Consider the following 12,209-nt stretch of genomic DNA (forward strand, 5'->3'; position numbering starts at 1 on the left):
CCAAGATCGTCCTTGACTTTTTTTAAATACATATTCTTAAGGTTTTTATCAAACAGTAAGATAACGTACTTTTATAAACAAACTAAAAGCTTCCGAGGTACGAGGATTAGTTCAACAACGTATATAGCTCATAGCTAGGCAGTTGATTAATCGAAGGTAAGGTATATTTGCGAGTTCGCCAAATTTTTAAATTTGGCTTATTAGTAAAAAAAGATAATAAGAAAAATTTAAAAATCTGGCTCGTGCTTAACCGAAAGGACAATTTCTTTTTACACGCTACGAGCCATATACAAGACCGTACGTAAGCTAAAAAACTAACTATGGAAGAAATTTTTAAATATCTAGGAATATTTTCAGCCTCAACTGTCGTAGCCTACGGAATTATAAGATATCTATCGCAAAAATTAGTTGAAAATTATCTTACCAAACGCATTGAATCACACAAAAGCGAGCTTGCGAGATTAAACATTTCACATCAAATTCAGTTTTCATCTCTTCACAAAGAAAGAGCTGAAGTAATTAAGAATCTTTATGATTTCTTATATGAATATAAGCTTGCCATAATGGACTTCTTTGAAAATGAACTAGATACCCAAAACCCAAAGGAACATCTTGAACATAAACTAGGAGAATGGACAAAAGCTGTTATCTCATTTAGCACCACATTCCACAAAAACAAAATATTTTTCTCTTCTGAGCAAGTAGAATTAATTAATTCTATAAATAATGAAATGGATAAAATAAACAAGGAAACGAGAAAATTCCTTTCGCAATTTAAACTAGTACAAGAACAAATAGATGCAATAAAAAAGAAGGATAGTGGATTTTCTGATTTGAAGAAAAGAAGTGATGTATTTCTTGACAAAACATTCGAACTTGAAAAGCAACTCGAAACAGAATTTAGAAAACTTTTAGGTGTTGAAATATGAATAAAAAATGGAAATAAAGGATTATTTAATAATCGGATTAGGTGTTTTAGGTTGGATTTGGGGAATAGTTCAATTTCGACTTAATAGGAAATATCAAAAAGCTGACAAGGCCATAGAAAAGAGATTTGAAGTTTATTCGAACTTTATGAATCAGATGGATGAAATGAGCTTGAATATGAGGACCGACCCAAACGCAACTTATGGTATTCCTACAGAGTTTATGAGCGAGATATTGACGGGAGATGAAAGTAGAATAAATGATGCTCTCTTAAAGTTTAATGAAAACTTATTGGAGACAACGAGAAAGTCACTTCAGCCAATGATGATAGTAAACTCTGAATTGAACAAACTAAAACTAGTCGCAAGTGAAAAGCTTTTACCAAAAATCAACGAATACAAAACTTTGGTAAATGACTATACTAATGAGTTCCAAACCGTATTGAATAGTCTTTCAACTTCAAATGCTTTGGAATATAATGCGAAACAACTACAAAGTATCGGACATGAAGAACGAAATAAAAGAATGGGTACACTTTGGATAGAAATTGAAAGTTTAATGAGAGACGAAATTGACTATTATAAAAAATAAAAGCCTACGTACAACAATGGTAACCGTTGCACAAGCCTTTAATCAGACATAATATCATCAAAATAAGCCTCTCCAAGGGGCTTTTTTCTTATCCACTCAGAAGAGAAACACCAATTTTCGATGCTTGTAGAAGTACCGAACAAGTATTGAAAGGCACTTTTCACTAAGGTTGTCAAAGCTAGTTGCCCGGCCCCACTTTTGGAGCGCTTTTCAATGAATTTCAGGTACTTCTTCAAATTATAGGCGATCGCCGATAGATGCATCACCTTGTTCGCCTGCCTACCTAAAGTTACGATCCTTGTCCCTATAGGCACTGATCGACAAAGACTTTTTTCTTAACTTGTATAAACTATGTGCCTTAACGAACATTAAAAATAACAAACTAAAATATATGAATTATGAAACTTTCAGATTGTATTAAAGACATTAAGTTATATTTATCGGCTTTAATGGTTGCTTTTTTAATTCCCAATATTCAGGCTCAAGAGTCAGTAGATTCAACCAGAATTAAACGACCAATGCCGAAAATTGTTAAAGAACAGACCGCAGAAGCCGAAAAAGAATGGTTGAAATTGTGGAATAAAGGACCTTCAAAATTGGTTTGGGATGAATTGCCACTTCAAGAAGGAGATAAAGCACCAGATTTTGAATTACAAAATTCATCAAATGAATTAATAAAATTGAGTGATTTATGGAAAGAGAAACCAATGTTGCTTATATTTTGGAGGCACACTGGTTGTGGTTGTGGGTTTGCTCGAGCTGCGGAAATTAGAAAACAGTATGATTCTATTACAAAAATGGGAATTCAAGTAATAACCATAACACAGGCAGAACCAGAAAGGGCGGCATTTTATGCTAAAGAACAAGGACTAAAAGGACAACTATTGAGCGACCCAAACTACCAAGTTTATCGAGCTTACGATTTATTAGATGGAAATGGTCCTCAAATATTAGGAACTGCTGATATTGATTATAGTATTGGAAAAAAATTACAAGAAGATAGAAGTGGTACTCAAAGGGCACTTGTTGACAATCCTTGGTTACTACCAGGAGAATTTATTATTGATAAATCTGGTTTGGTTCAATTTACTTATAGATATGACAACTGCGATGATATTCCAGAATACTGGCAACTTGAAGCGGAATTAAAGTCAGTAGCAGAAAAAAAATAACAGCTCATAACACCGGTAACCGTTGCACAAGCCTTTAATTAGACATAATATTATCAATATAAGCCTCTTCTAGAGGCTTTTTTATGTCTTCCTATAAGTTGAACGAAAATTTTAGATGGCGTAAAAATGTTCTGTTCAGGTATTGAACCAGGCTTTTTACAAATTAGGTCGCAGCAAGTTCTCCTGCCCCACTTTTGGAGCGTTTTTCAATGAATTTCAGGTACTTCTTCAAATTATCACCGATCGTCCGATCGGCAATGATCGACAAAGACTTTTTTCTTAACTTGTGCAACAAGCACACAACCTATAATTAATGTGGGGTTTAGGTTTTTACGCCAAGGTCTGCGTATATTTATGAGGTCGCAAAATCTTTGGGATTTTGCTTTAGACAAGAAAAAATAAAACAAAAAGATTTGGCTACGAGCTGTGGCACAATGGGAATCGTAAATCACCGCCCCACACTAATCATAGCCTCACCGTTGTATGCAATATCCACTTATCCTGAAATATGACCGAATTACATAAATTAGAAACCTATGATTTAGAAACTTTGAAATCATTTATTGAAAATGAAATAGAAGAATCAATTCATATTGAATTTAAATCAGGAGAAGCACTTTCCAAATCCGATTCCAAGAAAAAAGAAGTTTCTAAAGACGTTGCTGCATTTGCAAATTCGGACGGAGGCATAATTATATATGGAATATCTGAAAAAAATCATAAAGCTGATAAATTCACTTATATAGATGGAAAAATATATACCAAGGAATGGTTGGAACAGATAATTAGCACAACAATTAAAAGAAACATTGATGGTCTAAAGATTTATCCTGTGCGTAATAACGGGAATATTGAAGAATCCATTTATGTTGTTCAAATTCCTTCAAGTATAGACGCACCTCATTTAAGCAGAGACAGCCGATATTACAAAAGATATAATTTTGAGTCTGTACCAATGGAAGAATATGAAATAAGGCAATTGTATGGTCGAAAAGTTAAATCCGAATTACAGCTGAGTGGATATTCAATTGGTTTAAAAGAAATTGGAGAGGAGAGAACATCTTTTACATGTGAAACTGGGGTTTACAACATTGGAGAAAAACACGAGAAAGACTATAAAGTCAATATTTATTTTGACAACTTCAGCAAACATATCAATATTAATTGGAGACCAGATGGAGTTGGACGAAATTATGATTACACAAGATTATTGGATGGCAAAACTATCAAAATAACAAACAATGCTCTCCCAACTTCATATCCTGACGAAACAATTAATGCTATCCGATTTAACTTTGATGTTCGAAACGAAAATATTCTAGAAGCGTTTAAAGAATTAAAAATTAGATTTTGGCTTTTTTATCCGAATGGAAAAGATGAAATGGAAACGGATTTAAGAGAGTTAGGTGAAAAGGTTATGAAAGATATTGAAGAAAAAAATAATACATCATACAACAATGGTAACCGTTGCACAAGCCTTTAATCAGACATAATATCATCAAAATAAGCCTCTCCAAGGGGCTTTTTTCTTATCCACTCAGAAGAGAAACACCAATTTTCGATGCTTGTAGAAGTACCGAACAAGTATTGAAAGGCACTTTTCACTAAGGTTGTCAAAGCTAGTTGCCCGGCCCCACTTTTGGAGCGCTTTTCAATGAATTTCAGGTACTTCTTCAAATTATAGGCGATCGCCGATAGATGCATCACCTTGTTCGCCTGCCTACCTAAAGTTACGATCCTTGTCCCTATAGGCACTGATCGACAAAGACTTTTTTCTTAACTTGTGCAACAGGCACACCGTATAAAAATAATTGCGGTTTAGTGCTTAATCAAAGGTCGTTGCGTGTTTGTAACATCTGATTTTCCTTCGGAAAATCCTCGCATACAAACCCGCAACTATTCTTATACACAAACGTTAGGCTTAATTAGAAAAAAATGAACATTGAGGACTTTTTTTACAAGAGTACATACTTAGATATGTTCGTCTTAAAACCACTTTGGATTGCTCGAGGCAACTGGGATTTAAGTTGGGATTCAGAAACCAAGAGGTATATAGTTGAAGAAGATAGTTTTGGACAAGAAATAAATGATTTAATCTCAGAAATTGAAAACACAAAACCACCAAAAAAATATCACGACAACGAAGATATTTTGGCTGAATATGTAAATCAGAATTTAAATTGGGATATAAAGAAAATTAAAAATCGTTGGGAAGGAGCCGAATATAAATCAATACTTGAACAAGGCGGATTTGGAGATATTGATGAAAAAAACTTGGTTTCAGCTGCAACAGCCAGAATTCATACTGCGATTAAGTTTGGGCAAAAACACTTTGACGAAATGGAAAATGGACATATGATAATTTTATCAAATATTTTATCAATAATATTATATCACAGATTCACTCAAAATTAATGAACAATAAAGAATTAAACAGAGAAAATATATCGCAATACTTGGCTGTTTTCATACAAAAGAACAATTTAACAGTAGATTTAGTTGCAAAAGAAATTGGCTGTTCTACTTCGACCTTGCAGAGAATAGTTGGAAAACTGAGCTACCCAACAAATAAATTATTAAAACAAAGTGGAATAATGTTTTCTATTGGGTTCGAAAAATTCAAAAAACTAACTAAAGCTGAGAAGGAGCAAATATCTGAACAAATTGGAGCTGTTGGTGGCGGAATTTTAGGCTTTGGCGGAATTGCATCTGCAATAAGTGCAAGTGGTGTTGCTGGACTATCTGCTGTTGGAATAACTTCAGGATTAGCTTCAATTGGTGCTATAATTGGAGGAGGAATGATTGCAGGTGTTGTAGTTTCAGCAGCTATACCAATCGCTATTGGTGCAATTGGATACAAAGTTGTCAAAGGAATAAAAACAATGATAAGTGATAATAAATTGACAACTGACAAGTTTGACCCAATTTGGGAAATAGCGGAATAATAACTAAGCCTAACACCGTATAAAAATAATTGCGGTTTAGTGCTTAATCAAAGGTCGTTGCGTGTCTGTAACGTCTGATTTTCCTTCGGAAAATCCTCGCATACAAACCCGCAACTATTCTTATACATAAACGTTAGCCTTCATTAAAATAAAATTATGTACATAAGCAAAATTATTATTGAGAAATTCAGACACCTAGAAAATGAAAATCTAGGACCGTTTAATTTTAACAACAAGACATCAGAATTAACTGTGTTTGCAGGTCCTAATGGAGGTGGAAAAAGTTCAGTTCTTGAATTAATTGGTTATGCTTTGTCAAGTTCATATAGTCTCGGTTGGTCACTAAGTAGGACTTTCAATGGATTTTCTTTTGAAACGGCAATTGGATTAAATCCTGATGAAAAAGTCATTATTATTGATTCTCTAAAAACCGAATTAGAAGCAATAGAAAAAACCATAGTTGAAGGTATCAAAAACATTGATGATAAAGTAGATTTGACACCTGAAGTTAAAGATATACAAAAGACTCAATTTATTGAAATTACTAAAAGACCACATAAACATCAATACGATATTCTCGACTACCTTAAAACAAATGATGTTTATTACAGAGCATTTGAATATAACTCAGGAGAATATGCAAAAGACCCAACTCTCCATAATCAAATTCATAGTTATGTTACGAGGGAGCTAAAGGATAAATTAAAAAGGTCATTAGGCTTCTTTTTGAGAGCTGATAGAAACTATCCTCAAAAAGCATTTGATAGAAAAAAGATTTTCTCTTTTGATAATACCAAAAAGAAAGAGCATTTATGGCAAATGGCCTTTAACACTAGTGAAATACAATATCTTGACATGTATGAATTTTTGGTTCAACAGAGATATCACTACTTAAGAGAACTAGGAAATTATTACAATCAAAAAAACAAAGGAATAAACGTAGGTGAAGAACCCAATGACCCCATTAAGCCTTACGAAAATTTACTGAATAGAATTTTCCCAGATTATAAATTTGCTGACAAAAATGAATCAGTACCATCTAATCTTTTTATCGAATTACCATCTAAGGAAGTAATAACTTTTAATGACCTTTCTTCTGGAGAAAAAGAAGTCTTTTTTATTTTATCCTTCTTCATTAGGCATAATGTTGAGAATGCAATAATTGTAATTGATGAACCAGAACTCCACTTGCACCCAGAGTTATCTAGACTTTTAATCCGAAATATAAAATCAATAAGGAAAGGAAATCAGATTTGGATTGCAACACATAATTCCGAGATTATTGACGAAGCTGGAAGAGATAGAGTTATTTATGTAACGAGAGATTTAGCGACTAGAAAAGCAAAGTTTGTAAGTGGAGACAATGAGGAAGATGTGATTATCCAACTTAAAAACTTGTTTGGTTATGCTGGATACATAGGAGTTGCTAAAAATCTAGTATTTCTCGAAGGAGATAATTCTAGTCCAGATAGAAAGTTCTATAGCACTCTATTTCCAAAAGACAATTCAAATTTTAAACTAATCCCTTCGAGCGGAAGTGACAATTTAAATAGAATAAATGGTGCAATTCTATCAATTATGGACGCAAACCTAGGATGGATGACCTTCTATTTGATTAGAGATAGAGACTATCTAACACCTGCAATGATTACTAAATATAGAAGCCATTCTTCTGGTAAAGTATTCGTATTAGACAAACACGAAATAGAAAATTACCTCTTCGATTTTGGAATTATTTCAACAGTACTTTCAGAGATTTTCAACATAACAAAATCTGAGGATGAAATAAAAGAAATGCTTTTTGCGATTGCCCTGAAACTATCTTCACAAGTAGTTAGAGATATGATAAGTTTCAGACTCAATTTAAACCTTAAACCTCAGGATTTTTCAATTGGCAAAGTGCTTAATGGTGATGCCTATTTTGAGAAACAAGAAGAGGGTTGTCAAATCAAAGCTGATAAAAGTAAAATAATTAAATCTAAATTCACATCCACATCAGATGAAATAAATACTTCGCTAACAACTGCCTTGTCATCAGAATCTATAGAATCAATTATCTCCGAATGCGAATCAGAAGTTAAGTCTAGCTTAGAAAATGAAGAATGGATGAATTTGTTTCCAGGTAAAGAAATGTTAGAAACTTTGGCTAAAGCTTTAGGTATATCGAATGTTATTAGTTTTCAGAATTCTATTATAAAAGAATTCGCTTCAAATCCAGAAAGAATGGAAAATGAGCTAGTTGAGATATTTAACAAAATAAACGAAGGCTAACAATATGTATAAAAAATTACCGGATAGTGCGTTATTAAAGCTTTGTAGCTCGTGTCAAATTCATCTCGGTTTGATAAGTTTAAGCTTCGAAGTCGGCAACATTTCATACATTTAACGTTAGGGGCAATTAAAAAAACATGAACGCATACAAAGTAATAGACCGCATCCAGATTGAACCTCATATCGTGTTTATCAGAATTGAACCAACTGATATTAAAATAACCCTCCGTGATGTTTTCAAATCATTGTCTGATATTGCTTGGATTAGTGATTTTGATAAGCAATACATTCAAAATTACTTTCAAGTCAGAGCTGAAGAAACTATCAATTATATAGCGACTAATATAATAGCACAATCTGATGATAAAATCACAAGTGATACGGGGGAATTGGTCGTTTCTGAGTTATCTCGATTAGCCGTAATAAATGAATTGAGATACTTAGACATACCCCTTGCTGAGCTTATAAAAAGTCAAGCTGCAGGGAATGACGGTTTTGACTTCTTTTCTAAAAACCTGAATAAAATAATCTTATTTGGAGAAGCTAAATTCAACTCTAGACAAAATGCCTATGGCTCAGCATTTGAACAGATTGCACGGTTCGAGAGAACAAAGCAAGATATATCAGATATTAAAGAGATAGCTGAATTTTGCTGCGAAGACTCACTTAAAAATCATACTCAAGGAAAGAAAGGATTTATTGCATCCTTCGCTAGTAAAACAACATCTACAACAACAATGATAAATGGAATAAAAAGAAACTCAGATTACAACAACCTTAAAGGTTTCGAAGAGATAATTTGTGTTGCTGTTAATGTATGAATAACCTTATTGCAAATATTATTCAATCAGAGGACATAGGAGATATTATATCCTATGTATTAGACAAACTCTATAAAAACGGTCCAGAGTCCACAACAGACATGGAGATTCTTTCATATTTAAAACTCTACCAAGCTGAAGAATTCAATATTCATGAGGCAAGAGTTTTGAATTATATGGGTGTTTTTTATAAAGATGTTAAACCAAAAACTTTAAAAGAAGTAGTCTTCAGACAATACAGGAGTTATATATTAGACACTTATGACAACAATTATACTCCAGTCCAAGCGAAGATAATAAAAGGAATAAAATCAAATAAATGCTTTAGCTTTTCTGCCCCTACCTCCACAGGTAAATCATTCGTCTTTATGAACTTGATACTTAATAGCAATAACGATATTGTTATTGTTGTACCATCTAGGGCATTAATCAATGAATATTATCATAAGCTAAATGAGTTAATAGATGATAAGTCTGTAAATATTTTAACCTTCATTGATAAGATAAATACAAAACATACTATTAGAAATGTTTTTATTGTTACACCAGAAAGATGCAGAGAATTATTCAAGTATAAGAATCTGTATTCTGTAAGTATGTTTCTTTTTGATGAAGCTCAGCTAAGTAATGAAAATTCAAAAAGAGGGCTATATTTTGATAGTATTGTTAGACGTTCTCAAAAGGCTTTTTCAGAAGCAACATTTGTTTTTGCTCACCCTTTTGTGAAAAATCCTGAATCGCAAATAAAAAAGAATCACTTTCAAATTCAAACCTCTGATTCTATACAATTCAAGCAAAAAAATGTTGGTCAAATCTTCTTGTGTTCAGATGATGAATGGAACTTTTATCATTTTGGAATTGATAAATCGATTATGGGTAATCGAAAGATTAAGTGCTCATTTGACCCTATTGAAAAAACCATTAGGAACCGTGGCTCAGTTCTCTTTTATATATCGAAATCAAAAATCTATAATCGTGGATTTTTAAATCAATTCGCAAAATATATCGACTTATGTAGTGAGATTGAAGGAGAAAAGATTGATTACTACATTGAACAATTAAAGCAATATACAGGGGGAGATACTATAGCAAACAAAAACTATTATTCTCAAATGATTGCTTTACTTAAACGAGGCATAGTTATTCATCATGGTTCCCTGCCTCTTCAAACAAGAGTAATAATTGAAAAATTTACTCAAGATGGTTTATGTCACATTTGTTTTGCCACATCTACGTTAGAACAAGGTATAAACATGCCATTTGATGTTGTATTTCTTGATAGGTTAGAAAGTAGTAAGCCCCTATCCGTAAAAAACTTAATTGGAAGAGCAGGAAGATCAACATTGTCAAAAGAATTTGACTTTGGATTTGTTATAGTTAGCTCACCTAATAAGATGTCAAACTTCAGAAATATCATGAACCAGGATGAAGTTTTAGACGAAGTATCTTCTTTAGAAAAGTCCGAACAAAGAGATGATGATTACAATGACTTTAAAGAAGCAATATTAAATGACACTTATTCTGATGAATTCAATTTAACTGAAAAAGACTTAGAAAAATTATCTTCCGAATCAACTGAAGAGGTAATCAGGAACATATTAAATACCTTATTTGATGGCGAGGAAATATTGTCATTAAATCGACTAAATCAAGATGTTCGTAATCGATTGGAACTATACCAATATTTTAGACAACTATATTCTATCTACCTTAATCGTCAACTTGAAGATGGAGAGGGCAATGTTTTAGACACAGCAATCAAAATAATGCTTTGGAAAGTACATGGTAAAACTTTCAAAAATATTTGTTGGTATCGCTACTCACACGTTAGTAAAACTAATGAAAGAATTAGACTAGAAAAAAGTGGTCGTAGTACAAACCATATTACAGCTGAGTTCATCACAGGATACCACGAAATACCAGATAAAAATCATAGAGTTTATAGTTTGTTCCCGCAAGGCACAAAAGCTTCTGATGTAGACTATGACCTTATTATGTACGACACTTATGACTTTATTGATAAATTGATTGGGTTTAAGCTTAGCGATATTTTCTTTGCTTCATTCATGAAGTACTTTATAAAATCTAAGGATATACGAGCCGAAAAATTATCTAAATACATTAGATATGGCACTGACAATGAAAGACATATTTGGATGCTCAGATATGGAATGTCGTTTGAAGATATAGAATTATTAGAGCCGCATATTGAATCGATTGATTCTGAAGAAATAATATTTAAAGATTCTATATTTTCAGTTCCTAAAGAATCGAGACTGTCAGTAGAAAGATTTATAAATGAAAAATAAAAAGCCCCTAACAATCTGTATAGTGCATAGCTACCCTGCGGGATAGCTACGACACCATACAGATTGTTACCTACCATTAACAAACAACCGCATAAATGATTGAATACGCAAGAATTATGGAGCCAAATGAACTTAAAGAGTTCTTCGATTCTATAAAAAAATTGAGCGAATCAAAGAAAACCATAGCGGATAACTATTTCTATGATAATCAAGAGTTATTTGTACAAGCATATTATGAATATGAAGAACTGCAAATCAATGAATATCAAAAACAAAAGAATGAGATAAACCAATTATATGAATGTTGGCAGAAAAAGATTTGTTTTGGTTGCAGTTCTAAATTAAAATTAATTGATTCTGATTATGGAAAATTTTGGGGTTGTACAAACTTTAGAGATAAATCTAAAGAACATAAAAATTTCAGCTTGAATTATGAAGAAATTCACAACTCACGTAAAAAAGGAGTCAAGGTTAGAATTAACGCACATTGGGCTACAGATATACTAAAAAAAACTAATTCTAAAAACAAAATAAAAGCTTCTCAACTTCTTAGAATGTATGAAGAAATTGGAATCGATGATTTAAGAGTAAAATATGGCTATAAAGAAACAATAAAAAGTATATCTGGTTATGTGACAGCTAAAAAAAATTCATTCAAAGAAGAATTAGAAATAATCGAAAAGCTATCAAAACATTTTCCCAAACATAAATCTCAATTAGGAATTAGATACAAACTTGAATCGGATATTGAAAGGGTAGCAATCATAGACCTTATATTGTCTGATAATAAAGATGTATATGTGATTGAAATCAAAAGGAGTGTTTATGATATAAAACAGGAACAGCTAAAACTTTATTTCAAATTGATGAAATATATTATGGATGATATTAATGATGAACGGAATTGCTTAGCGTTATTTGTTGTTTATAACAAACAAACATATAGTTTTCACAATGAAGAAAAGTACATTCTTTATGACCATTTGAAAAACATAGATTCTAAAAAATATTTAAAGACGCTATTTAATGAAAATGCAGAAATAAACGGTAGGTAATAACTAAGCATATGGCGCGCCGATAGGCTAGCGCTATATGACGTGTTGACTGATCCGGGGTTTGGGATAAGGGGGAATACGAGAGGTTTGCCTAGCCCTTGGCAAAGAAGAAGGTTGT

The 12,209-nt window shown here is 32.4% G+C and carries 12 protein-coding genes; 10 read left to right on the top strand and 2 right to left on the bottom strand.

Annotation, left to right across the window (positions count from 1 at the left end):
• Nucleotides 1-320 precede the first annotated feature (320 nt).
• Both HPE56_RS20025 and HPE56_RS20030 read left to right on the top strand, forming a co-directional pair.
• Nucleotides 321-929: a hypothetical protein gene (locus HPE56_RS20025; protein WP_188245525.1), complete on the top strand. Its 609-nt coding sequence runs from the start codon at nucleotides 321-323 to the stop codon at nucleotides 927-929.
• 7 nt (nucleotides 930-936) lie between these two features.
• Nucleotides 937-1,518, top strand: coding sequence for a hypothetical protein (locus tag HPE56_RS20030; RefSeq protein WP_188245526.1), 582 nt, complete (start codon nucleotides 937-939; stop codon nucleotides 1,516-1,518).
• 38 nt (nucleotides 1,519-1,556) lie between these two features.
• Here HPE56_RS20030 and HPE56_RS20035 read toward each other — a convergent pair whose 3' ends face one another.
• The gene (locus HPE56_RS20035) at nucleotides 1,557-1,832 is read right to left on the bottom strand and encodes a hypothetical protein (RefSeq protein ID WP_188245527.1); all 276 of its coding nucleotides are present in this window, start codon (nucleotides 1,830-1,832) and stop codon (nucleotides 1,557-1,559) included.
• 84 nt (nucleotides 1,833-1,916) lie between these two features.
• Between HPE56_RS20035 and HPE56_RS20040 the strand changes: the two genes are divergently transcribed.
• Together HPE56_RS20040 and HPE56_RS20045 are read left to right on the top strand one after the other, a co-directional pair.
• Nucleotides 1,917-2,690: a peroxiredoxin-like family protein gene (locus HPE56_RS20040; protein ID WP_188245528.1), complete on the top strand. Its 774-nt coding sequence runs from the start codon at nucleotides 1,917-1,919 to the stop codon at nucleotides 2,688-2,690.
• A gap of 508 nt (nucleotides 2,691-3,198) precedes the next feature.
• Nucleotides 3,199-4,173, top strand: a complete 975-nt coding sequence (locus HPE56_RS20045; RefSeq protein ID WP_188245529.1) for an AlbA family DNA-binding domain-containing protein — start codon at nucleotides 3,199-3,201, stop codon at nucleotides 4,171-4,173.
• On the opposite strand, the gene HPE56_RS20050 is transcribed toward HPE56_RS20045, so the two are convergent.
• A complete protein-coding gene (locus HPE56_RS20050; RefSeq protein WP_188245527.1) occupies nucleotides 4,170-4,445 on the bottom strand; it encodes a hypothetical protein in 276 nt (91 codons plus the stop codon). The genes HPE56_RS20045 and HPE56_RS20050 overlap by 4 nt on opposite strands.
• Before the next feature lie 180 nt (nucleotides 4,446-4,625).
• Here HPE56_RS20050 and HPE56_RS20055 point away from each other — a divergent pair, with 180 nt between their 5' ends.
• The 6 genes from HPE56_RS20055 (at nucleotide 4,626) to HPE56_RS20080 (ending at nucleotide 12,091) form a co-directional block, all read left to right on the top strand.
• Nucleotides 4,626-5,105 (top strand): hypothetical protein, encoded by a 480-nt coding sequence (locus HPE56_RS20055; RefSeq protein ID WP_188245530.1) that lies wholly within the window; start codon nucleotides 4,626-4,628, stop codon nucleotides 5,103-5,105.
• Nucleotides 5,105-5,635 carry a hypothetical protein gene (locus HPE56_RS20060; RefSeq protein ID WP_188245531.1) on the top strand — a complete coding sequence of 177 codons (531 nt, stop codon included), beginning with the start codon at nucleotides 5,105-5,107 and terminating at the stop codon, nucleotides 5,633-5,635. The genes HPE56_RS20055 and HPE56_RS20060 overlap by 1 nt, the downstream gene beginning before the upstream one ends.
• 156 nt (nucleotides 5,636-5,791) lie before the next feature.
• A complete protein-coding gene (locus tag HPE56_RS20065; protein ID WP_188245532.1) occupies nucleotides 5,792-7,906 on the top strand; it encodes an ATP-binding protein in 2,115 nt (704 codons plus the stop codon).
• 137 nt (nucleotides 7,907-8,043) lie between these two features.
• Nucleotides 8,044-8,727, top strand: coding sequence for a hypothetical protein (locus HPE56_RS20070; protein WP_188245533.1), 684 nt, complete (start codon nucleotides 8,044-8,046; stop codon nucleotides 8,725-8,727).
• Nucleotides 8,724-11,036: a DEAD/DEAH box helicase gene (locus tag HPE56_RS20075; RefSeq protein WP_188245534.1), complete on the top strand. Its 2,313-nt coding sequence runs from the start codon at nucleotides 8,724-8,726 to the stop codon at nucleotides 11,034-11,036. The genes HPE56_RS20070 and HPE56_RS20075 overlap by 4 nt, the downstream gene beginning before the upstream one ends.
• Nucleotides 11,037-11,131: 95 nt before the next feature.
• A complete protein-coding gene (locus HPE56_RS20080) occupies nucleotides 11,132-12,091 on the top strand; it encodes a hypothetical protein (protein WP_188245535.1) in 960 nt (319 codons plus the stop codon).
• The last annotated feature ends 118 nt before the right edge of the window (nucleotides 12,092-12,209 follow it).

The sequence above is a fragment of the Maribacter aquimaris genome, assembly GCF_014596745.1.
Lineage (GTDB): Bacteria > Bacteroidota > Bacteroidia > Flavobacteriales > Flavobacteriaceae > Maribacter_A > Maribacter_A aquimaris.

Excerpts from the sequence above, each read along its gene's own strand:
- HPE56_RS20075 (WP_188245534.1), top strand. The coding sequence starts at position 8,724 with ATGAATAACCTTATTGCAAATATTATTCAATCAGAGGACATAGGAGAT.
- HPE56_RS20025 (WP_188245525.1), top strand. The coding sequence starts at position 321 with ATGGAAGAAATTTTTAAATATCTAGGAATATTTTCAGCCTCAACTGTC.
- HPE56_RS20065 (WP_188245532.1), top strand. The coding sequence starts at position 5,792 with ATGTACATAAGCAAAATTATTATTGAGAAATTCAGACACCTAGAAAAT.
- HPE56_RS20080 (WP_188245535.1), top strand. The coding sequence starts at position 11,132 with ATGATTGAATACGCAAGAATTATGGAGCCAAATGAACTTAAAGAGTTC.
- HPE56_RS20040 (WP_188245528.1), top strand. The coding sequence starts at position 1,917 with ATGAAACTTTCAGATTGTATTAAAGACATTAAGTTATATTTATCGGCT.
- HPE56_RS20070 (WP_188245533.1), top strand. The coding sequence starts at position 8,044 with ATGAACGCATACAAAGTAATAGACCGCATCCAGATTGAACCTCATATC.
- HPE56_RS20060 (WP_188245531.1), top strand. The coding sequence starts at position 5,105 with ATGAACAATAAAGAATTAAACAGAGAAAATATATCGCAATACTTGGCT.
- HPE56_RS20045 (WP_188245529.1), top strand. The coding sequence starts at position 3,199 with ATGACCGAATTACATAAATTAGAAACCTATGATTTAGAAACTTTGAAA.
- HPE56_RS20030 (WP_188245526.1), top strand. The coding sequence starts at position 937 with ATGGAAATAAAGGATTATTTAATAATCGGATTAGGTGTTTTAGGTTGG.
- HPE56_RS20055 (WP_188245530.1), top strand. The coding sequence starts at position 4,626 with ATGAACATTGAGGACTTTTTTTACAAGAGTACATACTTAGATATGTTC.